Origin of the sequence: Sneathiella sp., assembly GCF_036844445.1 — a bacterium.
GTDB lineage: Bacteria > Pseudomonadota > Alphaproteobacteria > Sneathiellales > Sneathiellaceae > Sneathiella.
The window spans coordinates 97216-122178 of sequence record NZ_DAIUFV010000001.1 but is presented as its reverse complement, the minus strand read 5'-3'; the positions used below and the strand labels follow the sequence as shown (position 1 = coordinate 122178).

The window sequence follows — 24963 nt, the reverse complement described above, 5'->3', positions numbered from 1 at the left end:
GGCTGTTACTTATCTGTTTTTGACTGGAATGTCCCTCACTGACTAAAGGACCGTTTCAATGAAAATTCTCGCCGGAAATGGCAATCGACCGCTGGCAGAAGCCATTGCAGGCTATCTCAAGTTACCGCTGACGGACGCCGATGTAAGACGCTTTTCCGATATGGAAATCTTCGTCGAGATCCATGAAAACGTCCGCGGGGAAGATGTCTTTGTCGTCCAGCCGACCTCCTATCCGGCCAATGACCATCTGATGGAACTGCTGGTCTGCATCGATGCGCTGAAACGGGCCTCCGCCGCACGCATTACGGCTGTCATTCCCTATTTCGGCTACGCCAGGCAGGATCGCAAGCCCGGCCCCCGCACGCCTATTTCCGCAAAGCTGGTCGCCAATCTCATTACAACGGCCGGGGCGGACCGCGTTCTTACGATGGATCTGCACGCCGGGCAGATCCAGGGCTTCTTCGATATTCCGACCGACAATCTTTTCTCCGCCCCCGTCATCGTGCCCGACATTGAAAAGCGCTATGGCCGCGGCGAGGATATCACCATCGTTTCCCCTGATGTTGGCGGCGTTGTTCGCGCCCGCGCCTATGCCAAAAGGCTTGACGCGGACCTTGCAATCGTAGATAAGCGCCGTGAACGTGCGGGTGTATCAGAAGTGATGAATATCATCGGCGATGTCAAAGGACAGCGCTGCATTCTCGTGGACGATATCGTGGACAGCGCGGGCACGCTTTGCAATGCGGCGGCGGCACTTATGGAAAAGGGTGCGAAGAGCGTTGCGGGGTATGTGACACATGGTGTTCTTTCGGGCGGCGCCGTTGCGCGTATCAATGACTCCGCCCTCGAGGAAATGGTGACAACCGACAGCATCCTGGAAACGGAAGCCTGCCGGGCGTCCCCCAAGATGCGGCAACTATCCGTCGCACCGCTGATCGGCGAGGCGATGTACAGAATTTCTAAGGAAACATCCGTTTCCAGCCTGTTCGACTAACGGACAGGCATTTGCGGCGCGCGCACCCCTGGAGGCACGCGTCATTCCGGCACCGGGTTCGCCCGGTGTTGCTCGTTACATAGGAGAGACTAAAATGAGCGAAAATCCAGTTCTGCTTGCAGAAACGCGTGACCGGGTCGGAAAGGGGACCTCTCGGGCGCTGCGTCGTGAGGGTCGTCTTCCGGCCGTCATTTACGGGGACAAAAAAGAACCCGTAGCTATTTCCCTTGCCGTCAAGGACGTCAACAAGGCCATCCGCCGCGAGTCCTTCCTTGCAACCGTTTACACGGTTCAGGTCGGCTCGACCAAATACAACGTCCTGCCGCGCGACCTGCAACTGCACCCTGTCAAGGACACGCCGATCCATGTGGATTTCCTGCGCGTCTCCGCGAAGTCGCAGATTGCCGTCATGGTCCCGGTCCGCTTCCTCAATGAAGAGGATTGCGTCGGCATCCGTCGCGGCGGCGTTCTGAACGTTGTCCGCCATGAAGTCGAGCTGATGGTGCCGGCAGGAAATATCCCGGAATTTATCGAGATCGACCTTCTCAAACTGGATATCGGCGACAGCGCGCATATCTCCAACGTCACGCTGCCCGACGACGTGCATCCGACCATCACGGATCGCGACTTCACCATTGCGACGATCTCGGCTCCGTCCGGCGGCGTCTCGGATGAAGGCGGCGAAGAGGAAGGTGCGGAAGCCGAAGCCGAAGACGAAGATAAAGAAGACTGATCGGAACTGAGATGCTTCTGCTGGTTGGCCTCGGTAATCCCGGCAAGGGATATGAAGGCAACCGGCATAACTTTGGATTTATGGCGGTGGATGAGATTATTCACCGCCATTCCTTTATGCCGGGACGGATCCGCTTTCAGGGCGTGGTCGCCGAGGGGACAATCGGCGGCGAGAAGGTTCTTGTGCTCAAACCCGCGACATATATGAACCTCTCCGGCCAGTCCGTCGGCGAAGCGATGCGCTTTTTCAAGATCCCGCTTGAAAATGTGATCGTCTTTCATGACGAGCTGGATCTGCCGCTTGGAAAAGTCCGCGTCAAAACGGGCGGCGGCCACGGCGGCAATAACGGACTTCGCTCTATCATCAGCCATGTCGGTGAAAACTTCCGCCGCGTCCGGCTCGGGATCGGGCATCCGGGAGAGAAGCATCTCGTCTCCGGCTATGTCCTGCGCGATTTCGCGAAGGCCGAACAGCCGACGGCGGAGAAAGTCATCGACAGCATCGCCCGTCATATCGAACTCCTGCTGGCCGGGGATGCGTCCGGCTTCATGAACAAACTGGCGCTCGATGTCGCCCCGCCCAAAGGCCGGCCGGCGACAACAACAAAGGATAACTGAAAATGGGTTTCAAATGCGGGATTGTCGGCCTACCGAACGTCGGCAAATCCACCCTGTTCAATGCGCTGACGCAGACCGCGCAGGCAGCGGCGGAAAACTATCCCTTCTGCACGATCGAGCCAAACCTCGGCCAGGTGCCGGTACCCGATCCGCGCATGGAAAAGCTCGCGGCACTCGCCGGATCGAAAGAGATCATCCCGACCCAGCTCGCCTTCGTTGATATCGCGGGGCTGGTGCGCGGCGCCGCTAAGGGAGAAGGCCTCGGCAACAAGTTTCTCGCTCATATCCGCGAGGTCGACGCCATCATCCATATGGTGCGCTGCTTTGAAGATGATGACATTACCCATGTGGACGGCCGCATCGATCCCATCTCCGATATCGAGACGATCGAAACCGAGCTGATGCTGGCGGATCTGGAAAGCCTTGAAAAACGCGCCGAGGCGCTGATCAAGAAAATTCGCGGCGGCGACAAGGAGGCGAAGAAGCAGAGCGAGCTGATCGACCGCGCGCTTGCGGCGCTTCGCGACGGCAAACCTGCCCGCACCGTCGAACTTGACGAGGAGGAGGTAAAGCCCTTCCGCAACCTTCAGCTTCTAACGCAGAAGCCCGTTCTTTATGTCTGCAACGTCGATGAGGGAAGCGCGGCGAGCGGCAATGAATATTCCGAACTTGTGGCGGCCCGCGCCGCCGGTGAGAATGCCGCAGCGGTGGTAATCTCGGCCGCGATCGAAGCCGAGGTTGCCCAGCTCGATGCGGCGGAGCGGGCTGAATTTCTCGCGGATCTCGGCCTCAATGAGACCGGCCTCGCGCGGATTATCCGCGCCGGCTACGATCTCCTTGATCTGATTACGTATTTCACGGTCGGTCCGAAAGAATGCCGGGCCTGGACCATCACCAAGGGCACAAAAGCGCCGCAGGCCGCAGGCGTCATTCACACCGACTTCGAAAAAGGCTTTATTCGGGCCGAGACAATCGCCTATTCTGACTATGTGGAAAAGGGCGGCGAGACCGGCGCGAAAGAGGCCGGGCTGATGCGGCTGGAAGGCAAGGAATATATTGTCGCCGATGGCGACGTGATGCATTTCCGTTTTGCCAACTGACGGCCGTTGAGACGCGGCGCGGCGACTGTCGGAACGAGGATAAAGGTGAGGAAGATGCGGTACTGGGAAGATTTCACCGTCGGATTGGTAATGGAGTTTGGTGGCTACGAGGCGACGGAAGAAGAGATCATCGAATTCGCCAAAGCCTATGATCCGCAACCCTTTCACATCGACAAGGAAGCGGCGAAGAACCATTTTTTCGGCGGCGTCATCGCGAGTGGCTGGCATACGGCGTCGATGTGCATGCGGATGCTCGTCGATAATTTCATGGGCGACTCCGCCTCCATGGGATCGCCGGGGATCGACCAGCTCCGCTGGAAGAAGCCGGTGCGGCCAGGCGACATCCTTCATGTGAAGGTTGAGGTGCTCGAGCGCTCCCTGCCCCGCAGCCGCCCCGAGCTCGGCTTCGTCAAATTTGACCACACCCTCACCAATCAGGCGGGAGAGGTCAAAATGACGATGATCTCGAACGTCATGTTCGCACGCGACCCGGCCCGCAAAGGCGAGGAGGTTAGCCTGTGAGACCCTCCTATTTCGACGATATCAAGGTCGGCACGAAAACCGTCTCCAAGCCGAAGCTCGTGACCAAAGAGGAAATTATCGACTTCGCGACGAAATATGATCCGCAACCTTTTCATATCGATGAAGAAGCGGCGAAGAACAGCATCTACGGCGGGCTAATCGCGTCGGGCTGGCATACCGCCTCGATGATGATGCGGATGCTGGTCGATAATATGGATAACGAAACGGCCGGCCTCGGCTCGCCCGGATTTGACGATCTCCGCTGGCTGGTCCCGGTTCGCCCCGGCGATACCCTGCATATGGAATCGGTCGTCAGCGAAACCCGCCGCTCCGCCTCGCGCCCCGATATGGGTATCGTCCGCGCCAAGGTGAAAGTCATCAATCAGAAGGACGAGGTCGTCCTCAGTTTCCACTCGATCGGGATGTATAAAACCCGGCCCGAGTGATCGCCGGGGCGGCGTGCATTTTTTATCTTAGGCCGGGCGGCAAAGCGCTATATAGTTTCCCCTTAAGCAGTTTCTGTTGTCTGGGGGACACGATATGGACTTCTTGCTGTCTGGCTTTGCGATCTTCGTCATCGTTCTGGTTATCCTCGCCATCGTCGTTGTTATCATGGGGGTCACCATTGTCCCCCAGGGATATCAATACACCGTCGAGCGGTTCGGAAAATACACCCGCACCCTGCATCCCGGTCTCGGTCTGATCATCCCGTTTATCGACCGGATTGGCGGCCGGATCAATATGATGGAGCAGGTCCTCGATATTCCGACGCAGGAAGTCATCACGCGTGATAACGCCATGGTGCAGGTCGACGGCGTTCTCTTCTACCAGGTGCTGGATGCGGCAAGCTCGGCCTATGAGGTCAGGGATCTCGAGCGCGCCGTCCAGAACCTTGCGCAGACCAACCTTCGCACCGTTCTCGGCTCCATGGACCTCGACGAAGCCCTGAGCCAGCGCGACGTCATCAACGTCCGCCTGCTCAACGTCATCGATCATGCCTCCTCGCCCTGGGGAATTAAAGTCACCCGCGTCGAGATCAAGGATATCACGCCGCCGATCGACCTCGTCGAGGCAATGGGACAGCAGATGAAGGCGGAGCGGCTGAAGCGCGCCGTCATTCTGGAGGCCGAAGGCATACGCCAGTCGGAAATCCTGAAAGCGGAGGGCGAGAAGCAATCGATGATCCTGGAGGCCGAAGGGCGCCGGGAGGCCGCCTACCGTGACGCCGAGGCGCGCGAACGGCTGGCCGAGGCCGAGGCCAAGGCGACGCGCGATGTCTCGGCCGCCATTGCGGCCGGCGATATCCAGTCGATCAACTATTTCGTCGCCCAGAAATATACCGAAGCGATGAAGGAGATCGGCTCCGCCCGCAACTCGAAGGTCGTTCTCATGCCGATGGAGGCAAGTTCGCTGATCGGAACGCTCGGCGGCATCGGCGCCATCGCGAAAGAGGTGTTCGGCAAGGAGCGCGACACTGATACTATGCCCCGGGGCGGCTCCGTCCCGCGCGTCGAGTAGCCGGCCATGGAAACGCTCATCAGCTGGTTCTCCAACCTCGAATTCTGGTCCTGGTGGATCCTCGGCCTGTTGCTGATTATTCTCGAGATCCTTGCGCCCGGGACTTTCTTCCTCTGGCTTGGCATTGCCGCGGGCGTCGTCGGGCTGGTGGCGATGTTGTTTCCCGCCCTCTCGTGGGAGTATGAATGGATCCTCTTCGCCGTGATCGCCGTCGTCAGTATTATTGTCTCAAAACGCTTTCTCAGCAGGAGCGCGGCGGACGACCGCGACACTGTGCTGAACGAGCGCGGCGCGCGCTACATCGGCCGCAAATTCACGCTCGCCGAAGCGATCCGGAACGGGCGCGGCAGCATTCGCGTCGACGACACGCAGTGGATCGTCGAAGGAGATGATCTTGACGCCGGCACGACCGTCATTGTCACGGGGGTTGCGGGCAACCGTTTAACTGTTAAACCTGAAGAATAAAAAGGAGAAGATCCATGGGAGAGATGATAAAGCTGACAGCCGCAGACGGGCATACTCTTGATGCCTATCGCGCGATGCCGGACGGGGCGCCGAAAGGCGGCATTGTTCTCCTGCAGGAGATTTTCGGCGTCAACAGCCATATCCGGGAGGTTGCCGATTCTTATGCCCGCGATGGCTATCTGGTGATTGCGCCCGCGCTTTTTGATCGCGCCGAACCGGGGATCGAACTCGGCTATTCGCAGGGCGACATCAAGGAAGGCCTCGACCACCGGGCCAAAATCGCTGAAGCGGACGCCCTCAGCGATGTGGCTGCCGCCGCAAAGGCCGCGCGCGAAGGCGGCAGCGTGTCGGTCATCGGCTATTGCTGGGGCGGATCCCTCGCCTATCTCGCGGCCTGCCGCCTCACCTCGATCGACAAGGCAGTGAGCTTTTACGGCGGGCAGGTGGCGCGCGATATCGAGGAGGAGCCGAAAGTGCCAATCATCCTGCATTTTGGCGATTCCGACAGTTCCATCCCCATGTCGGACGTCGAAAAAGTCCGCAAGCGGCGCCCCGATCTGCCGGTCTATATCTATGAAGCGGGACATGGCTTCAAGTGCAATCATCGCGAGAGTTTCGACGCTGAAGCGGCAAAACTCGCCCGCAAGCGGACGCTCGACTTTATCGCCTGACCCGTCAGTGGGGCTCGGCCATAAATTCCAGCAGGAGACCACAGGCATCCTCCGGCTGAACGCGGAGGGTGCCGTTCGCTATTCTCTGCGCCTTGACCTTGTTGGCGCGCAGATGCGCTTCCGTCCGGTCAAGGTCTTTGACGACGATCGACATCGCGAAGAGATGCGGGGTCGGCGGTAGTTCGTCATGTATGGTGAGCCCGGGGAATAGCAAATCGATATCCCGGTCATTGACGAAAATCAGGCTGCCGCCGTCAAACCTGACCGTCAGCGTATTGTCGGTAAGAGTGACGTTGATCGCGCCGCAGAGCCGGCGGTAATAGTCGGCAAGCGACTCCGGATCGTCCACGACAACAACGATCGAGTTGATCCGCAACGCGCCGTTTTTATGGCCGAGCCACTCCGGTCGGCGCAGCAGCCCCGGCGTCAGATGATGGCAGATGAAAAGATGCTTCGCATCCAGCCCCGCCGATGATGTCAGGCGGATCAGCTTGAATTCCGGCAGCACATCGCCCTCGGGCAGTTCGAGACGCCGTTTGAGGGAAATCAGCTCGGACGGTTCAAGTCCCGCATCCGTCAGGGACTTGTGCGTATCCTCCGGCGCTTCCGTTCCGAGCGCAAGGCCAAGCAGCCCCTCCCCGCGTTCGGATAGCGCCGCATCGAGGCCATTCGTTTCCTGCTCCGGATCGATAATGCCGAGGAGCTCGATATAGTCCTCCTCGAACATGATGCAGTAATTCGCCGTCCCCCAACCGATATGGGATCCGCGTGGCGTCAGTGTGAAGCCAAGCTTTTCATACGCGGCACGCGCCGCCTCAAGATCCTTCACGCCCACAAGGCTGTGATCTATTCTCTTGATATGGTGTAACATGAGCCTCTCCTATTCGATCCGGCTAGTCATTCCTTGCACGATCACGCGGTGCGGCGCACGAGAGCGGTCAGCAATCCTGCGCCAATGAGAAAGCAGGCGCCGGCACGGTTCATCAGCCTGACCGCGCCGGAGCTTGCGAAACGCTGTTTGACCGTTCCGGCAAGAAATGCCCATATGAGCACATTAACCGCCGCAAGTGTTACAAATGTTGCTTCAAGTATCGCAAACTGGACAAGCACGGGGTCATTGACATTCACAAACTGCGGCACGAAGGCGACAAAAAAGACAATCGACTTGGGGTTAAGGGCCGTCACGATATAGGCCGAGCGAAACATGGCGAAGGGACTGCCGGACGCCCGCGCGGCAATGTCCTCTACCCTGCCGTCCGCGCGCCAGAGCCGAAAACCCAGCCAGATGAGATAGAGGGCGCCGGCAATCTTCAACAGGGTGAACAGGGTCGCCGACGCCGCCAGCACCGCGCCTGCACCGAGCAGGGAGATGGTCATAGCCGTAAAATCGCCAAGGGCAACGCCCGGCATCGTCGCGAGCGCCGTGCGCCGACCGCCCGATAGCGCATAGCTGATGACAATCATCAACGTCGGGCCCGGGATTGCGAGCAGGACGCCACTTGCCACAACGAAAGATATCCAGATTTCCAATGACATGCGGTCGGTTCTCCTGTGGAAGTGAAAAGCAAGCCACAGCCGGATGCAATTGACAAGGGGGAATTTGGAGAAACGGCGTCAGTCGCCTTCAAACGCGCAGAGCGTGCGGACATTCACGCCCATATCGGTCAGCCGCTGTGACCCGCCGATATCGGGAAGGTCGATGACAAAGGCCGCGCCGATCACCGTTCCGCCCGCGCGGCGGATGAGACTGATGGCGGCGCAGGCCGTCCCGCCCGTCGCGATCAGATCATCGACCAGCAGGATATTCTCTCCCGATTTGATGGCGTCGGCATGAATTTCGACCGTATCGGTGCCATATTCGAGATCATATTCCTCGCTCAGCACGGTTGCGGGCAGTTTGCCCTTCTTGCGCACCGGGACAAAGCCGACGCTCAGCTGATGTGCGATGGCGCCGCCGAGCACGAAGCCGCGCGCCTCGACGCCGGCCACTTTGTCGATGCGCACCCCGGCATAGGGCCAGATCAGCTGGTCGACGACATGCCGAAAGCCCTGCGCATCCTGCCAGAGGGTGGTGATATCGCGAAACATGATCCCCGGCTTCGGATAATCGGGAATGGTGCGGATGACTGATTTGATATCCATCTTTTCTCCCCCTCTAGAGAACCCGGCCCGCGACCGCATCCAGCATGCGCGCAAGCGCCGGATCGCGCGCCGCCGGGGCGGTGATCAGCGCGTTATCAAGCGCGTGATGACAGCCGGCGGAACAGGCCTCCGTCCGCTCGCTTAATGCCGGGGCAACCGCCTTCACGAGGTTTCGGGCATTGCCGGCGTTGCGCACCAGCACCTCGATCACCGTCGAGACGTCGACGGCGTCATGCTCGGGGTGCCAGCAGTCGTAGTCGGTGACCATGGCGACGGTGGCATAGCAGAGTTCCGCCTCCCGCGCGAGCTTCGCCTCGGGCATATTCGTCATCCCGATCACCTGGCAGCCCCAGCTTCGGTAAAGCTCCGATTCCGCAAGGCTCGAAAACTGCGGCCCCTCCATCGCGAGATAGGTTCCGCCGCGGTGCACCGGAATATCGAGCCCGCGCGCCGCGGTCTCCAGCGCATCACCAAGCCGCCTGCAAACGGGCTGCGCCATGCTGACATGGGCGACGAGGCCGGTGCCAAAAAAGCTCTTCTTGCGGTTGATGGTCCGGTCGATGAACTGATCGACGATCACGAAGGTGCCGGGCGCGAGCGCCTCCTCGAACGAGCCGCAGGCGCTGATCGAAATGATCTCGGTCACCCCGGCGCGCTTCATGGCATCGATATTGGCGCAGTAGTTGATCTCCGAAGGCGGCAGACGATGGCCGCGGCCGTGACGGGGCAGAAAGACCATCTCGATCCCGTTCAGGCTGCCGAGCAGCAGATGGTCGGACGGTGGCCCGAACGGGCTCTCGACCGCCTGCCAGCGCGTATCCGTCAGCCCGTCAAGCTCATAGACCCCGCTGCCGCCAATAACACCGATAACCGGCTTCTGACCTGATGCCACCTTCATCCCCCTCTTACCGTAACAATGATCGCAACTTACCCGCCGGGAAGCGGATTTGCCATAAAAAAAGGGCGCTTAATTAAGCGCCCTTCCTCGAAATCATGCAATTTCTATCAGTGAAGATCCGACCAGATCTTCCGCTTCGCGGCGTAGAACACGACCGTCAGGATGAGCAGGAAAAGGATGACCTTGAGGCCCATTTCCTTGCGCTGTTCCATTTTCGGCTCGGCCGCCCAGGAGAGGAAGACCGCCACGTCATGCGCCATCTGGTCCACCGTTGCCGGCGTCCCGTCCGCATATTCGATCTGATCATCCATCAGCGGCGGCGGCATCGCGATCTGATGCCCTGCGAAATAGAGGTTGTAGTTCATCCCCGCGGGCAGCGTGACATCGGCCGGCGCATCCACATACCCGGTCAGGAGCGAGTATATGTAGTTGTCGCCGTTCGGACGGGACTTGCTGACCAGCGAAAGATCGACCGGAAAGGCCCCGCCGTTACCGGCCCGTGCCGCCTGCTCGTTCGGGAATGGCGAGGGGAACTTGTCGGACGCCTTGCCGGGGCGATCGAACATGTCACCGAAGTCATCCGGGCCGTCGGTAAACTCATACTCTGCCGCAATCGCTTTCACTTCGTCTTCAGAGAAGCCAAGATCGGCGAGCGTGCGGAAGGAGACCAGCGTCAACCCGTGGCAGGCCGCGCAGACTTCGCGGTAGACCTGCAGTCCCCGCTGTGCGGCCGCGCGGTCATAGGTGCCGAACAGGCCTTCATGTTCCCACGCGACCGATTTCAGCTCCACGGCGTCCCCGGCGGCCTTTGCGGGGCCGAGAGCGGCGAGCGATACGATCGCCGCCACCCCTACAGAAATCAGGAACTTACGCATTGACCGTCTCCTCTTTGGCAGGCTTCTTCTTGGACAAAACATCCTCCGAGATACTTGCGGGCAAAGGTTTCGGCTTTTCAAGCAGGCCAACCAGCGGCAACAGGATCAGAATATGGACGAAGTAATAGATCGTCGCGATCCGGCCCCAGACGAGATACGCGCCTTCTGCCGGCTTGCCTCCGACATAGGTCAGCAGGATGCAGTCAGCCACAAAAACCCAGAAGAGCTGCTTGTAGATCGGGCGGAACCGTGCCGAGCGAACGCGGCTCTTGTCCAGCCACGGCAGCGCGAACAGGATCAGGATCGCACCGAACATCAGCAGCACGCCGCCAAGCTTGTCCGGAACCGCGCGCAGGATCGCGTAGAACGGCAGGAAGTACCATTCCGGAACGATATGCGCCGGGGTAACCAGCGGATTGGCCGGGATGTAGTTGTCCGGATGGCCGAGATAGTTCGGCGCATAGAACAGGAAGGCCGAGAAGAAGATCAGGAAAACCGCAAGACCGTACAGGTCCTTCACCGTGTAGTAGGGGTGGAAGGGAATGCTGTCCTGCTTGTCCTTGATCTCGACGCCGGTCGGGTTGTTGGAGCCGGTGGTGTGCAGCGACCAGATGTGCAGGATAACCACGCCGACAATCACGAACGGCAGCAGGTAATGCAGGCTGAAGAAGCGGTTGAGCGTCGGGTTATCGACCGCAAAGCCGCCCCACAGCCACGTCACGATGCTGTCACCGACAACCGGGATCGCGCTGAAGAGGTTGGTGATAACCGTTGCGCCCCAGAAGCTCATCTGACCCCAGGGAAGAACGTAGCCCATAAAGGCCGTCGCCATCATCAGCAGGAAAATGACAAGGCCGAGCCACCACAGCAGTTCGCGCGGCGCCTTGTAGGACCCGTAATAGAGACCCCGGAAGATATGAAGATAAACGACGATGAAGAACATCGACGCGCCATTGGCATGCATATAGCGGATCAGCCAGCCATAGTTCACGTCGCGCATGATGTGCTCGACGCTGTTGAACGCGAGATCGACATGCGGCGTATAGTGCATGGCAAGGACAATACCGGACACGATCTGGACGACCAGCATGAAACCGGCGAGGGAGCCGAAGGTCCACCAGTAGCTCAGGTTTCTGGGTGTCGGATAATCATAGAGGGCATGATGGATCATACCCGGAAGCGGCAACCTGGCTTCCACCCACTTGAGAGCGGGATTTTTTGGTTCAAAAGACATCTTGGGACCCCCTACCCAATCAGGATTCTGTTATCGTCGAGGAATTCGTAGGGCGGAATCACCAGGTTGGCCGGAGCCGGCCCCTTACGAATGCGTCCGGACGTATCATAGTGCGACCCGTGGCAGGGACAGAACCACCCGCCATAATCCCCCTGCCCCTTGAGCGGCACGCAGCCAAGATGGGTGCAGATACCAATCATCACCAGCCATTCCGGCTTGATAACCCGCGCCGAGTCCGCTTCCGGATCCGGGAGCGTGCTGAGATCGACATTCTCCGCACTCGCGATGTCCTCTTCAGTGCGGTGGCGGACAAAAATCGGCTTGCCCTGCCAGACCACCGTCAGTTCCGAGCCGACGTCGATGCCGCCGAGATCGGCTTCCGTGGTGGACAGCGCCAGCACGTCTGCGGATGGATTCATTTGCGATACAAACGGCCAGATGGCCGCCGCCGTCCCCACGGCGCCAAGGCCGCCGGCTGCAATATAAAGAAAATCACGGCGCTTTACGCCATTCTCTTCCTCAGGGGTTGTTGTCGTCATTTGTGTCCCCAAAGCCTGATTAAAATAATTCTATTGCGACCGCTTTTTGTCATTTTACGAAGGCATTGTCCAGCCCGAAGGTGAAGGTTGCGACAATAAAGCGCGGAATTTGCTGTATTTGTTACATCACTCCCGTTACAACGGCAAGATGCGACTTGCACTTTACCAGCCGGACATCGCGCCAAACGTCGGCACGCTCCTCCGATTAGGGGCTTGTCTCGGCGTTCCCGTGGATATTATCGAGCCCTGCGGCTTTCCCTTCGGCGCCCGCGATCTCAAGCGGGCAATGATGGATTACGGCGCCGCCGCCGACGTGACGCGGCATATCTCGTGGTCGGAATTTCAGAAAACGACCGGCGACAGCCGCCTCATCCTTCTTACCACGCGGGCAAGGATGGCCTATACTGACTTCGCCTTCAGAGAATCGGATATTCTTCTGCTTGGACGGGAAAGTGCAGGCGTCCCCGGAACGGTCCATGAAACGGCCGATGCCCGCCTCATGATCCCGATGGTCGCCGGCATGCGCTCCATCAATGTGGCGGTTTCCGCAAGTATGGTGCTTGGCGAAGCGCTCCGGCAAACGAACAGTTTTCCGCGTTTTACACCACTTCAGGACTAACAACAGAGCAATGCAGAACGAACAGACAGAGCTTCAGAAATCCCGCGCCGAATCCTGGTTCAGGGAGCTTCGCGATCAGATTCGCGCCAGCTTTGAACAGCTGGAAGACGAGCTTGTCGGCCCACTCAGCGACCGCGCGCCCGGCCGTTTCGAGGTGACAAAATGGGACCGCCCGGGTGGCGGCGGCGGCGAGATGTCGGTCATGCGCGGGCGCGTCTTCGAGAAGGTCGGTGTCAATATCTCGACCGTGCATGGCGAGTTTTCAGAAGAATTCCGCAAATCCATTCCGGGAACCGAGACGGACGCGCGGTTCTGGGCGAGCGGTATCTCGCTCGTCGCGCATATGCAATCTCCGCTTGTGCCGGCCGTGCATATGAACACCCGCCATATCGTCACCGGCGCAAACTGGTTCGGCGGCGGGGCGGACCTCACGCCGATCTATCCGGTCGAGGAGGATACTCGCGATTTCCACGCCGCGTTGAAGGACGCCTGCGACCGGCACGACGCCGATTTTTATCCGCGCTACAAGAAATGGTGCGATGACTATTTCTTCCTGCCTCACCGCAACGAGCCGCGCGGCGTCGGCGGCATCTTCTATGACCGGCTGGAAGGCGACTGGGAAAAGAACTTCGCCTTCACCCAGGACGTCGGCCGGGCGTTTCGCGATATCTATCCCGAGATCGTCCGCCGCCACATGAACCATGACTGGACAGAGGAGCAGCGCGAGTACCAGCTCCGTCGCCGCGGCCGCTATGTGGAGTTCAACCTGCTCTATGATCGCGGCACCACCTTCGGCCTGCAAACCGGCGGCAATACGGAGGCCATCCTGATGTCCCTGCCGCCCGAGGTGAAGTGGCCGTAGGCCGACACCCTTAGGCGTTGCACGGCGCCTTCTGCGCCGCGGGCGACAAAAGAAAAAGGCGTGGAGCCTTGCGGTCCACGCCTTTTATATTGGCCGGTTGCGCCCCTCGTGCGGGATCAGTTTGCCTGACGGCGGAGGAACGCCGGGATATCCAGCAGATCCTCATCTTCCTGCTTCTGGTCGATATTGACCGAGGGGGTGACTTCCTTGCGAACCTGCGGGCTCTGCGGGGCGAGCGCCTGCTCGCTGACCTGCGGTGCAACGCGGCTGCTGACGGGCTCGCGGCGGACCGGTGCGGCGGCCTCTTCCTTGCCACTTTCCTTGCGGAAGGAACGGCTGACGCCGGTCATGCGTTCAAACAGGCTCGGGCCGCGCTTCTTGGGCTTGGCTGCCACTTCGCTTACCACCTGCTGAGCCTCCGGATTGATGAGCTTGTCGGCGCTCTTTTCGACCCGCATGGCCGGGCGAGCCTTGAACGGCGCATCCCGCCCCTCGGTTTCGGCCGGCGCCTGATCGCTCTCTTCCATTTCCACGTCGATGTCCGACAGCAGGTCGCGCTGCTGATCAAGGGCGAGGTTGCCGCTTGTCGCATCGAGCGAGCTTGCCCCCATCTCGAGCTGATCGGATCCGTCGCCCGGAACTGATGCCTGCGCGACCGGCTGGCCGGAGAAGTTACCGCCCGGCGCGCTCAGACCGAAGCCCGACGCCGAGATCGCCGCCGGTGCCGGGATCATCGTGCCTGCCCCGCCGGCGGAGCCGCCGGAGATGCTGGCGGCCGGCTTGCCGCCTTCCGCCTTCGGGCGGAGCGACATGACGTTCGGCGCCATGGACTTCTGTACTTCGACGGCATCGATCCCGGTTGCGACGACAGAAACACGCATCCGGCCCTCCATATCGGTATTGAAGGTGGAGCCGACGATGATGTTTGCTTCCGGATCCACTTCCTCGCGAATGCGGTTGGCGGCTTCATCCAGCTCATAGAGGGTCAGGTCCATGCCGCCGGTGATATTGATGAGAACGCCCCGCGCCCCCTTCATGGAGACATCGTCAAGAAGCGGGTTGGAGATTGCGGCCTCGGCGGCCTCGATCGCGCGGTTCTCGCCGCTCGCCTCGCCCGTGCCCATCATTGCCTTGCCCATTTCGCTCATGACGGTGTTGACGTCGGCGAAGTCGAGGTTGATCAGGCCCGGCATAACCATCAGGTCGGTGACGCCGCGGACGCCCGAATGCAGCACCTCGTCCGCCATGTTGAACGCATCGGCAAACGTCGTCTTTTCATTGGCGACGCGGAAAAGATTCTGATTCGGAATGATGATCAGAGTATCGACGTAGCGCTGCAGATCCTCAATCCCGGCTTCGGCAATGCGCATCCGGTGATTGCCTTCAAACTGGAAAGGTTTCGTCACAACGCCAACCGTCAGAATGCCGCGCTCCCGTGCCAGCCGCGCCACGACCGGCGCCGCCCCGGTACCCGTGCCGCCGCCCATACCGGCGGTGATAAAGCACATATGCACACCGTCGAAATGACTGCCGATTTCGTCGAGCGCCTCTTCAGCCGCAGCCGCGCCGATTTGTGGTTTGGAGCCAGCACCAAGGCCTTCCGTCAGCTCAGCCCCGAGTTGAATACGCCGTTCCGCCAGGCTCTGCCGCAGCGCCTGTGCGTCCGTATTGGCGACGACAAATTCGACGCCCTGCAACTCAGCGCTGATCATGTTATTGACAGCGTTACCGCCAGCGCCCCCCACGCCCATTACAAGGATTTTCGGCTTCAGTTCTGTTTGTTCCGGTACGGATAAATTGATACTCACGGTACGCTCCTCCTAATCACGCTGACGACACATAATTAATACCAAATATTGTGGTTAATGAAACCCCACTTCTTACATATTGACTAATTTTCGGCAAAATTTTTGCCTAAAAATTCTCCCTGAACCAGGTTCCAATTCGCAAAAGCCGATTTTTCGGCGGCTTTTCCACGACCGACATCTTGATCCCTTCATCAAATCTCTCCCGGATCGCGTAGGACAGCAGCCCCGCTGCCGTCGTGAAGGCCGGACCGTCGGTCGCATCGGCCAGCCCCTTGACACGGATAGGTTTACCCATCCGAACCTGTTTATCGAGAATCCGCGCGGTCAGCTCCTGCACGCCGGAAAGCTGCGCCCCGCCGCCGCAGAGCACCACGCGCCGTCCGGCCACCTTCTTGAAACCTGACGCGCTCAGGCGGTCACCGACAAGTTCGAGGATCTCTTCAAGGCGCGGCTTGATGATGCCGACCAGCATCGAGCGCGGCACGTGATTGGCGACGTCATGATGGCTTTCGCCGATCAGCGGCACATCGATGATTTCCTTCTCATCGGCCGGGCTCGCGAGCGCGCTGCCATAGAGGGTTTTCATCCGCTCCGCATTGGCGAGGGTGGTCGAAAGGCCGCGTGCGATATCATTGCTGACATGCCCGCCGCCGACCGGGATCACCTCGTTATAGACCATCTCCCCATCATAAAAGACGGCGAGCGAGGTTGAGCCGCCGCCCATGTCGATGACCGTGACGCCGAGATCCATCTCATCTTCCACCAGCGCCGCGAGGCCCGATGCATAGGGCGCGGAAACCATTCCCGCAACGCCCAGGTGGCAGCGCTCCACACAGTTGGCGAGGTTGCGCATATGGCCGTTCTGAAGCGAGACCATATGCATGCTGATGCCAAGATTTTCCCCATACATGCCGCGCGGATCACGGATGCCGCGCGTGCCGTCCACCGTGTAACCGACGGGAAGCGCATGGATAACCGTCCGACCTTCGGGCTGATAGCTCGCGCGCGCCTCTTTCAGCGTGCGCTGCAGGTCTTTTTCGGTAATTTCCTGACCACCGATCGACATTTCAACATCGACAGTCTGTGAGGCGGGGCGACCGGCCGACACACCGACGAACACTTCCCGGACCGTCTCCCCCGCCATGCGTTCTGCAGCGTCCACCGCCGAGCGGATCGCTTCTTCGGCCATCTCCATATTGGTAATGCCGCCCGCCCGGATCCCCCGCGAGACCTGGTGGCCGATCCCGGTCACACGAAGGCGGCCCGCTTCTTCGATTGCGACGAAGCAGCATATTTTCGTTGAACCGACATCCAATGCCGCCAAGGGTCCGTTTCGTCCCACCGCCATTTGCCTACTGATTACTCCGTTTCTCAAATCTCACTGTTGGCTGTTTAGCGCCTCAGCTTCCGTTCGCGACGACGCGCCGGATATTTGCCGATCCCTCACTCAGCCGGACGTAAAGCCGATCATCCGCGCGCATGTCAATAGCAACGACATCCTTATCCAAAATCTGCTGCTCGGCCTGAAGCCGGCTGAGCGCGAGCCATGCGTCGGTCGCCCCCTTCTCGGGCAGCTTGACCGTCAGCCTGTTGTCAAACTCCAGATCCCAGCGGCGGTCGCGGACCCGCACGGCGCTGTCGAGGCGCGCAAACAGCTCCGGCGCCTGCACAAGCATGTCGAAGAGTTCAGCTGCATGTTTGTTCGCGCCCGGCCCGACGACCTTCGGCAGATGCCGGTAGGCGCCTTCATCATCGCGCGAGACAACCGTGCCCGTGCGGTCGATGACGCCCGTCTTGCCGTCAAGCTGCCAGCGCGCATAAGGCCGGCGCTCGGTGATCTCGATGAAGATCTCATCGGGATAGCGGCGCATCACCGACGCTGCGGCGACCCATCCCAGCGTTTCCAGCCGCTCCCGCGCCGCTTCCGGATCCACGGCGAAAATGCTCTCCCCGCGCTGAATATCGAGGACGCGGAGGATATCGGCGGCCTCCGTTCGCTCGCGCCCGATGACGCTGATCTCCTGCACCGTCAACCCGAAGAATTCGGCGATCGACTGCTGCTGCTCGTCGATCCACTGCGCGCTGCGCTCGATAATCTCCGATTTCACGACATAGTTTGTAATGCCGCCGATGACGACGGCCGCGAGCACGACACCGGCGCAGATCAGCACCGGCTTCCGCCAGGCGGGCGCAGGCTTGCGGCGGGCGCCCCTTTTCGGCTTCGATCCCGTGAAAGAGGTGGTGATGCGATCAGTGATCTGCACGCTCAAGCCACCAAGTCGCGACAGCGCCGTGCCGGAGGAAAGCTGCGGCTCCGCCTTGCGGGGGGCAGATTTTTTCTTTTTGCCTTTGGCGGCGCCACCGCCGAACAAGCCTCTTTTCGCTTTCTGCGCGCGCGGCTTCGACGGCCCCAGAACGCGATCTTCCTTATCAATGACTATCTCTCGCATGATGCGTCCTCCACGATCCAGCACACCAGCTCTTCAAAGGTGATACCGCAATAACCTGCAATTTCGGGTACCAGACTGAGAGATGTCATGCCGGGCTGTGTATTGGTTTCCAACATATAAAATTTTCCCCGTCCCTCGCCCGTATCGTCAAAGCGCAGGTCGCTGCGGCTGACACCGCGGCAGCCCAGTGTCTGATGCGCGAGCAGGGCAAGGCGCAAGGCTTCCTCGTAGTCCGTGGGATCGAGCGGGGCGGGCATCAGATGCTCGGCCTTCCCATCGGTATATTTCGCCTCGTAATCATAGAACCGGCCGAGCGGACGGATTTCCACGGCGCCAAGCGCCGCATCGCCCATCACCGCGACCTGGATCTCCCGCCCCGGAATGAATGACTCCACCAGCACCTTGTCGCCGAAGCTCCACGGCAGGTCCTGCAGGCTCATATTCTCATCCTCAAGGATGATGGTGACGCCAACGCTCGAGCCTTCATTGAGCGGCTTGACGACGAACGGCTTCGGATAGGTCGCGCCTTCCTGGATTTCCTGCCGCGTGAAGACGCGCCCGTCCGCCACCGGGATGCCGGCCTCCCGGAAGAGGGTCTTTGCGACCGGCTTGTCCATGGCGAGGGCGGAGGCGAGAACGCCGGAATGGGTATAGGGAATGCCCATGATCTCGAGCAGCCCCTGGATATATCCATCCTCGCCGTAGCGTCCATGCAGCGCATTGAAGCAGGCATCGGGACGCACCTCGGCGAGCGTTTCGGCGATATTCCGCCCGACATCGATCGGCGTTACCCGGTAGCCGGATTTCTTCAGCGCTTCCGCGCAGGCAAGGCCGCTTCTGATCGATACCTCACGCTCGGCGGACCATCCCCCCATCAAAACGGCGACATGCTTCATGGCCTTGCCCCTTTCGCGCCCGCCGCCGGCTCGCCGAGCCGGATGATTTCCCAGCGGAGCAGGATGTCATGCGCAACGAAAACGCGCCGGCGCATCTCTTCCCCCAGCGCCTCAAGCTCCGCCGCCCGCGCCCCACCGGTATTGATGAGGAAGTTACAATGCTTCTCCGAGACCATCGCGGCTCCTTTTTTGACGCCGCGCCCGCCGACCGAGTCGATCAGCTCCCACGCCTTTTTCCCCTTCGGATTGGCGAAGGTGGAACCGCCCGTCCGGCTGCGGACCGGTTGGCTTTCTTCCCGGTTGCGCGAGATATCCGCCATGCGGTTGAGGATCTCCGCCCGGTCGCCGGGGGAGAGCTCGAATGTCGCCTGCGTGAAAATCCAGTCGGCCGGCACCTTCGTGCGGCGATAGGAAAAGCCCATGTCGTCGCGGCTGAGTTCATGACGGGTGCCGTTCCGGTCATAGGCGACGGCTGAATGGAAAATATCCGCGATCTCGGCTCCGTAAGCGCCCGCGTTCATGCGAAGGGCGCCGCCGATACAGCCGGGAATACCGCTCAGGAATTCCGCCCCTTCAAGCCCGGCATCGGCCGCAAAGCGCGCGACATGGCCATCGAACGCACCGGCGCCGACGATGAGCCTGTCGTCTTCATTGTTCATTTTGGCAAAATGACGCCCGAGCCGGATAACGACGCCGCGCACGCCCCCGTCCCTGACCAGCAGGTTGGAGCCGACACCTATCACATGCACCGGAATATCGCGCGGCAGATTTTTCAGAAACTCCGCAAGGTCGGCCTCATCTTCTGGTTTGAAGAGGACATCGGCCGGTCCGCCGACTTGGAACCAGGTTATTTTCGAGAGGTCGGAATTTGCCCGGAGCCGCCCGCGCACCGCCGGCATCCGCTCCATCAACCCGTCACCCTTTACAACTTTATGCAACTTCCCACTCATTCGCTCAGGCCGCCCCTTCTTTCGCGTGGCGTTCTTCAAGCTCGCCCGGCAGGGCGTTCGCCCATGCCGAAATGGACCCCGCGCCGAGGCAGACTACGACATCGCCCGCGCTGCTGTTTTCCGTGACAACAGCCGCGAGATGCTCCGGCCCCTCAAGCGCGATGACATGACGATGACCACGGGCGCGCAGCCCCTCGACAAAATGATCCTTGTCGATCCCGCTGATGGGAGCTTCACCGGCGGCATAGATATCGGCGACGATCACCGTATCGGCGTCGTTGAAGCAGGTGCAGAACTCTTCGAACAGGTCGCGCAGGCGCGAATAGCGATGCGGCTGCACCACGGCGATCACCTTCTGGTCATAGGCCTGACGCGCAGCGGAGAGCACGGAGGCGATTTCGACGGGATGATGGCCATAGTCATCGATGATCGTGACACCTTTGACTTCGCCGGTTTTGGTAAAGCGCCGCTTGACGCCGCCGAAATTGCGAAGGCCTTTTTTGATGACCGTTTCCTCGAAGCCCATTTCCTTGCCGACGGCAATGGCGCTGAGCGCATTCAGGACGTTATGAATGCCGGGCATCGGCAGTTCGAACCCCTTCATCTGGCGCGTCGCCCCGTCAGCACGCTCACTTATCTCTACATCGAAAAAGGCGCGCGAGCCTTCAAAGCGGATATTGACGGCGCGATAGTCCGCCTGCGGCGACTGACCATAGCTGACAAGACGCCGATCGCTGATCCGGCCGATCAGGGCCTGCACTTCCGGATGGTCGATGCACACTGCGGCAAAGCCGTAGAAGGGGATATTCTCAACGAACGTCTTGAACGCATCGCGCACACCCTCGAAGGAGCCGTAGAAATCGAGATGTTCCGGGTCGATATTGGTGACAACCGCAATCGTCGCCGGGAGCTTCGTGAAGCTGCCATCGGATTCGTCCGCCTCGACGACCATCCACTCGCCCTTGCCGAGGCGGGCGTTGGTGCCATAGGCGTTGATGATGCCGCCGTTGATGACGGTTGGCTCCATCCCTGCGGCATCGAGCAGGCTCGCCAGCATCGAGGTTGTGGTTGTCTTGCCATGGGTGCCGCCGACCGCGATCGCCCATTTGAGGCGCATCAGCTCCGCCAGCATCTCGGCGCGGCGGACGATGGGGATCAGATGCTTGCGCGCTTCGCGCACTTCCGGGTTGTCGGCTTTCACGGCGGAAGAAATCACCACCACTTGCGACTCGCCGAGGTTGCTCGCGTCATGGCCGATATGGACCTTGATGCCGAGACCGCGAAGCCGCTCCACATTCAGATTGGCCGAGAGGTCCGAGCCCTGCACCTGATAGCCGAGTGTATGCATCACCTCTGCAATCCCGCTCATACCGATGCCGCCAATCCCGACGAAATGGACAAGTCCCATATCCAACGGAAGGGTTCTCATGCCGCCGCCTTTCCAGTCTTTTTTATTTCAGTGTCTGCCGCAATGGTACATTCCAGCAGATCGGCGAGCTTTTTCGCCGCGTGAGTTTCGCCAAGCGATGCCATGGCCGCCGCCATCGCCGCGAGGTGATCGGGATGGGAGAGAAGATCGGCAATCTGCCGGCTCGCCTCCTCAACCGTGAAGTCTTCCTGCAGTACGAGCCGCGCCGCGCCGGCGGAAACGGCCTCTTCGGCGTTCTTGCGCTGATGATCATCCATCGCGTGCTTGAACGGAACAAGCAGCGCCGGCCGCCCGGCGACGCCGAGTTCGGCAAGCGTCGAGGCGCCCGAGCGGGTGATGGCAAGATGGCAGTTGGCGAGAAGTTCCGGCACATTATCGAAAAAACTCGCGAGCGTTGCTGCTATCGCGCTCTCCCGGTAAAGCGCGGCCACCCGTTCCAAGTCTTCGGGACGGCACTGCTGCGTCACCTGCAGCCGCGCGCGCAAACTTTCCGGCAGGGCCGCGAGCGCGCCCGGCACTACATCGGAGAGGATCGTCGCGCCCTGACTGCCGCCGAGGATGAGAAGATTGAGCGGCCCCTCGTCGCGCGGCGCGCTGTAGCCCTTGCCGGCGAGAGCAAGAATGGCGCGCCGCACCGGGTTTCCGGTATGGATCATTTTTGCAATCCTCTTGCCGTCGCCGCTTTCGGTGTTCTCGAAAGATGTCGCGATGAAGCGGGCGCGATTTGCCAGCAGCCGGTTGACACGGCCGAGCACCGCATTCTGTTCATGCAGCAGAAGCGGGATGCCGAGGTTCGCGGCCGCCGCGGCGGGCGGCATGGAGGGGTATCCGCCGAAGCTCACCACCGCCGATGGTTTCAGCCGCCGCAGCAGCCGGCGTGACTGGACGAACCCGCCAAGCAGCGCGCCTGCGGCCTTCACCTTGCCCAGCAGACCGCGGATGGAGGGCGATCCGGACGCGACGCGCAGAACGCGGACGCCGGGAAACAGCTCCTCATATTTCTCGCCGCGCATATCCGTCATCAAGGTCACGACATAGCCGCGCGCGAGCAGCTCCTCACCAAGCGCGCGAGCGGGAAAGATATGCCCGCCCGTTCCGCCGCTCGCCAGAATGATATGCCGCGCCTCTGTCATCTGAGCTCCCCCGTTCCCGGGCGGCGACGGCTGAGCGCAAGGACCATGCCCATCAGCAGCGCGAGCGCAAACATGGAGGAGCCGCCATAGGAGATGAACGGCAGCGTCATGCCCTTGGTCGGCATCAGGCGAAGATTGACGCCCATATTGATGATCGCCTGCAGCCCGAACTGGATGAGCAGCCCCGAGGCTGCAAGGACGACGAAGAAATTCTTTTCTTCAAGCAGCCGGCTGAAGCCGCGCAGCACGATAAAGGCAAAGAGCGCAACGACAAGCAGGCAGACGACAACGCCGAATTCCTCACCGACGACGGCGAAGATGAAATCGGTATGCGCATCGGGAAGCTGCCGCTTGACCGAACCGTCCCCGGGCCCGACGCCGAAAAAGCCGCCGGTCTGGAACGCTTCCATAGCGCGGTCGATCTGATAGTTGCCACCGCCTGCGGGGTCGAGAAAGCGATCGATCCGGCTTGCGACATGCGGAAAGAAGCTGTAGGCCGCCGCGGCGCTCACAATCCCGACGACCAGCAGTAGAACGACCCAGATAATAGGGAGGCCGGCAAGGAAGAACTGCGCGAACCAGACGCAGCTCACAACCAGCGCCATCCCGACATCGGGCTGCAGCAGCAACAGCGAAACGACAAAGACGAACAGCGCCATGGAGATGAGATTGCCGGGGATCTCATCACTCCGCCGCTGCTCGGCGAACATCCAGGCGGCGACAACCGCGAAGGACGGTTTCAGGAATTCCGACGGCTGCAGGGTGAAGCTGCCGAACCACAGCCAGCGGTGCGCGCCCTTCACTTCAGGCCCGACGAGCAGGGTTGCAATGGTGAGGATCGAGAAGAGAACGAAGCAGACGACCGCGAGCCGCCTGATCCAGAGCGGCGAGAGCAGCGAGATCAGGAAGATGATGATCGCCGCCATCGGCAGATACATGAACTGCCGGCGCACGAAATGGAAGCTGTCGAGATTGAGCCGCGTCGCAATGGCCGGGCTTGCCGCCAATACCATCATCCCGCCCGCGAGGATCAGGACGCCAATAGCCAGCAGGGTCCATCGATCGACGGTCCACCACCAGTTACCAACGACTGACCGGTCAAGACGGGTAAATGTCGTCATCACAACTCCTCTGCAATCAACTTCCTTACAACCTCCCGGAAGGCATCGCCGCGCGCCTCGAAGCTGGTGAACTGATCAAAGCTTGCCGCCGCCGGCGAGAGCAGAACGACTGCCGGCCCAGCTCCATCGTCCGTCGCAGCACGAGTTGCCTGCCGCACTGCCGTCTCTAGGTCACCGCTTATTTCAAATGGAACATTCCCTTTCAGCGTGGCGGCGAAGGGCTCGGCCGCTTCCCCGATCAGGAACGCTTTGCGGATACGCCCGAAATGCGGCTGAAGTGTGGTGATCCCGCCCGTTTTTTCACGTCCGCCTGCGATCCAGTATATATTCTCGAAACTGACAAGCGCCTTCTCGGCCGCTTCCGCGTTCGTCGCCTTGGAGTCGTTGATAAACAACAGCTTACCGGCGCGCCCTACCTCCTCCATCCGGTGGGCAAGCCCGCCGAAGGAATTAAGCCCGGCGGAAATCTCCTCCGCACTCAGGCCAAGGCTGCGCGCGGCGGCGACGGCGGCGGCGGCGTTCTGCCAGTTATGACGGCCGCGCAGGGAACCGATCTTTGAAATATCCATCGTCCAAGATTGATCGTCAGATGATCGGTCCTCAAGGCGGCCGTCAATTACGCTCACCCCGCCGTTGGCCGGATACATTGTCGAGATGGGAATGACCCGTCCGTTTCCGTGAATGGCGAGGCTGGTGGCAATATGTTCGCAGCGCGCATCGTCGATGTTAATGATGGCGACGCCCGTCTCCTGCTGATGCTGGAAAATCCGTTTCTTGACGGCGGCATAGCCGTCCATATCGCCATGACGGTCGAGATGGTCCGGCGTGATATTGAGCAGAATGGCAACATCGGCGCGCCACGACGGGGTGAGATCGAGCTGGTAGGAGGAAAGCTCCAGCACATAGCAGCCGGCATCGGAGAGTGCCGGAAGATCCATCACCGGTCGGCCGATATTGCCGCCGAGCGCCGTCTCCCGCCCGGCCGATTGCAGGAGATGATGGATCAGCGCCGATGTCGTCGATTTTCCGTTGGTCCCGGTAACGCCGACCAGCCGGCCGGCTTTCATCTCGTTGAGGAAAATCTCGACGTCGCCGATCACCGCCGCGCCCGCCCGCCGCGCTGCGCCAACAACCGGGTGCGGCGCCGGATGGGTGAGCGGCACGCCGGGACTGAGGACCAGCGCCTCCGCCTCCGGCCAGCCGTTATCTGTGAGATCGCGTACCGTCAGCCCCGCGTCCGCGGCCGCCTTGCGGCGCGCCTCATTATCGTCCCAGACATAGACATGCGCCGCACCGAGGTGGAGCTGGCGCGCCGTCGCCATCCCGCTTTTGCCAAGCCCGAAGACGGCGATGTTCTTGTCCTGATATGCGTGGCTCTGGATCATGA

27 protein-coding genes are annotated in these 24963 nt (G+C 60.6%); 11 read left to right on the top strand and 16 right to left on the bottom strand.

Translation table 11 applies throughout. The features are described from left to right. Positions 1-58 precede the first annotated feature (58 nt). From V7Z56_RS00560 to V7Z56_RS00520, 9 genes are all read left to right on the top strand, one after another. A complete protein-coding gene (locus V7Z56_RS00560) occupies positions 59-994 on the top strand; it encodes a ribose-phosphate pyrophosphokinase (RefSeq protein WP_334127387.1) in 936 nt (311 codons plus the stop codon). A 94-nt stretch (positions 995-1088) separates the two neighbouring features. Next, the gene (locus tag V7Z56_RS00555; RefSeq protein WP_334127386.1) at positions 1089-1727 is read left to right on the top strand and encodes a 50S ribosomal protein L25/general stress protein Ctc; all 639 of its coding nucleotides are present in this window, start codon (positions 1089-1091) and stop codon (positions 1725-1727) included. Between the two features lie 11 nt (positions 1728-1738). Then, positions 1739-2344, top strand: coding sequence for an aminoacyl-tRNA hydrolase (pth, locus tag V7Z56_RS00550; RefSeq protein WP_334127385.1), 606 nt, complete (start codon positions 1739-1741; stop codon positions 2342-2344). A gap of 2 nt (positions 2345-2346) precedes the next feature. Beyond that, positions 2347-3444: a redox-regulated ATPase YchF gene (ychF, locus tag V7Z56_RS00545; protein WP_334127384.1), complete on the top strand. Its 1098-nt coding sequence runs from the start codon at positions 2347-2349 to the stop codon at positions 3442-3444. Positions 3445-3498: 54 nt separating this feature from the next. After that, entirely contained in the window at positions 3499-3966 is a 468-nt protein-coding gene (locus tag V7Z56_RS00540; protein ID WP_334127383.1) for a MaoC family dehydratase, read from the top strand. After that, positions 3963-4412 carry a MaoC family dehydratase gene (locus V7Z56_RS00535; protein WP_334127382.1) on the top strand — a complete coding sequence of 150 codons (450 nt, stop codon included), beginning with the start codon at positions 3963-3965 and terminating at the stop codon, positions 4410-4412. The genes V7Z56_RS00540 and V7Z56_RS00535 overlap by 4 nt, the downstream gene beginning before the upstream one ends. Before the next feature lie 106 nt (positions 4413-4518). After that, on the top strand, positions 4519-5484 hold the full coding sequence (locus V7Z56_RS00530; protein ID WP_443023728.1) for an SPFH domain-containing protein: 966 nt from the start codon (positions 4519-4521) through the stop codon (positions 5482-5484). A 6-nt stretch (positions 5485-5490) separates the two neighbouring features. Then, positions 5491-5949: an NfeD family protein gene (locus tag V7Z56_RS00525; protein ID WP_334127380.1), complete on the top strand. Its 459-nt coding sequence runs from the start codon at positions 5491-5493 to the stop codon at positions 5947-5949. Positions 5950-5963: 14 nt separating this feature from the next. Next, entirely contained in the window at positions 5964-6620 is a 657-nt protein-coding gene (locus V7Z56_RS00520; protein WP_334127379.1) for a dienelactone hydrolase family protein, read from the top strand. Between the two features lie 4 nt (positions 6621-6624). On the opposite strand, the gene V7Z56_RS00515 is transcribed toward V7Z56_RS00520, so the two are convergent. From V7Z56_RS00515 to petA, 7 genes are all read right to left on the bottom strand, one after another. Then, entirely contained in the window at positions 6625-7491 is an 867-nt protein-coding gene (locus V7Z56_RS00515) for a VOC family protein (RefSeq protein ID WP_334127378.1), read from the bottom strand. 41 nt (positions 7492-7532) lie between these two features. After that, complete coding sequence (locus tag V7Z56_RS00510) at positions 7533-8156, bottom strand: LysE family translocator (protein ID WP_334127377.1); 624 nt, start codon at positions 8154-8156, stop codon at positions 7533-7535. Positions 8157-8234: 78 nt separating this feature from the next. Next, on the bottom strand, positions 8235-8762 hold the full coding sequence (locus tag V7Z56_RS00505) for an adenine phosphoribosyltransferase (RefSeq protein ID WP_334127376.1): 528 nt from the start codon (positions 8760-8762) through the stop codon (positions 8235-8237). A gap of 13 nt (positions 8763-8775) precedes the next feature. Next, positions 8776-9660: an S-methyl-5'-thioadenosine phosphorylase gene (locus tag V7Z56_RS00500; protein WP_443023675.1), complete on the bottom strand. Its 885-nt coding sequence runs from the start codon at positions 9658-9660 to the stop codon at positions 8776-8778. 107 nt (positions 9661-9767) lie between these two features. Next, a complete protein-coding gene (locus tag V7Z56_RS00495; RefSeq protein ID WP_334127374.1) occupies positions 9768-10535 on the bottom strand; it encodes a cytochrome c1 in 768 nt (255 codons plus the stop codon). Next, positions 10528-11769 carry a cytochrome b gene (locus tag V7Z56_RS00490; protein WP_334127373.1) on the bottom strand — a complete coding sequence of 414 codons (1242 nt, stop codon included), beginning with the start codon at positions 11767-11769 and terminating at the stop codon, positions 10528-10530. The genes V7Z56_RS00495 and V7Z56_RS00490 overlap by 8 nt, the downstream gene beginning before the upstream one ends. 11 nt (positions 11770-11780) lie before the next feature. Beyond that, positions 11781-12308 (bottom strand): ubiquinol-cytochrome c reductase iron-sulfur subunit, encoded by a 528-nt coding sequence (gene petA / locus V7Z56_RS00485; RefSeq protein WP_334127372.1) that lies wholly within the window; start codon positions 12306-12308, stop codon positions 11781-11783. 148 nt (positions 12309-12456) lie between these two features. Here petA and V7Z56_RS00480 point away from each other — a divergent pair, with 148 nt between their 5' ends. Together V7Z56_RS00480 and hemF are read left to right on the top strand one after the other, a co-directional pair. Further along, positions 12457-12927 carry a tRNA (cytidine(34)-2'-O)-methyltransferase gene (locus V7Z56_RS00480; protein WP_334127371.1) on the top strand — a complete coding sequence of 157 codons (471 nt, stop codon included), beginning with the start codon at positions 12457-12459 and terminating at the stop codon, positions 12925-12927. 10 nt (positions 12928-12937) lie between these two features. Further along, positions 12938-13789, top strand: a complete 852-nt coding sequence (hemF, locus tag V7Z56_RS00475) for an oxygen-dependent coproporphyrinogen oxidase (protein ID WP_334127370.1) — start codon at positions 12938-12940, stop codon at positions 13787-13789. Between the two features lie 116 nt (positions 13790-13905). On the opposite strand, the gene ftsZ is transcribed toward hemF, so the two are convergent. From ftsZ to murD, 9 genes are all read right to left on the bottom strand, one after another. Beyond that, positions 13906-15597, bottom strand: a complete 1692-nt coding sequence (gene ftsZ, locus V7Z56_RS00470) for a cell division protein FtsZ (protein ID WP_334127369.1) — start codon at positions 15595-15597, stop codon at positions 13906-13908. A 106-nt stretch (positions 15598-15703) separates the two neighbouring features. Then, positions 15704-16921, bottom strand: coding sequence for a cell division protein FtsA (gene ftsA / locus V7Z56_RS00465; protein WP_334127368.1), 1218 nt, complete (start codon positions 16919-16921; stop codon positions 15704-15706). 76 nt (positions 16922-16997) lie between these two features. Continuing rightward, complete coding sequence (locus V7Z56_RS00460; RefSeq protein ID WP_334127367.1) at positions 16998-18047, bottom strand: cell division protein FtsQ/DivIB; 1050 nt, start codon at positions 18045-18047, stop codon at positions 16998-17000. Continuing rightward, positions 18035-18943, bottom strand: a complete 909-nt coding sequence (locus tag V7Z56_RS00455) for a D-alanine--D-alanine ligase (RefSeq protein WP_334127366.1) — start codon at positions 18941-18943, stop codon at positions 18035-18037. Before V7Z56_RS00455 ends, V7Z56_RS00460 begins: the two co-directional genes overlap by 13 nt. Then, positions 18940-19893: a UDP-N-acetylmuramate dehydrogenase gene (gene murB / locus V7Z56_RS00450; protein WP_334127365.1), complete on the bottom strand. Its 954-nt coding sequence runs from the start codon at positions 19891-19893 to the stop codon at positions 18940-18942. The genes V7Z56_RS00455 and murB overlap by 4 nt, the downstream gene beginning before the upstream one ends. A gap of 4 nt (positions 19894-19897) precedes the next feature. Further along, on the bottom strand, positions 19898-21322 hold the full coding sequence (murC, locus tag V7Z56_RS00445; RefSeq protein WP_334127364.1) for a UDP-N-acetylmuramate--L-alanine ligase: 1425 nt from the start codon (positions 21320-21322) through the stop codon (positions 19898-19900). Beyond that, entirely contained in the window at positions 21319-22455 is a 1137-nt protein-coding gene (gene murG, locus V7Z56_RS00440; protein ID WP_334127363.1) for an undecaprenyldiphospho-muramoylpentapeptide beta-N-acetylglucosaminyltransferase, read from the bottom strand. The genes murC and murG overlap by 4 nt, the downstream gene beginning before the upstream one ends. Continuing rightward, entirely contained in the window at positions 22452-23576 is a 1125-nt protein-coding gene (gene ftsW / locus V7Z56_RS00435) for a putative lipid II flippase FtsW (RefSeq protein ID WP_334127362.1), read from the bottom strand. The genes murG and ftsW overlap by 4 nt, the downstream gene beginning before the upstream one ends. After that, complete coding sequence (gene murD / locus V7Z56_RS00430) at positions 23576-24961, bottom strand: UDP-N-acetylmuramoyl-L-alanine--D-glutamate ligase (protein ID WP_334127361.1); 1386 nt, start codon at positions 24959-24961, stop codon at positions 23576-23578. Before murD ends, ftsW begins: the two co-directional genes overlap by 1 nt. Between the last annotated feature and the right edge of the window lie 2 nt (positions 24962-24963).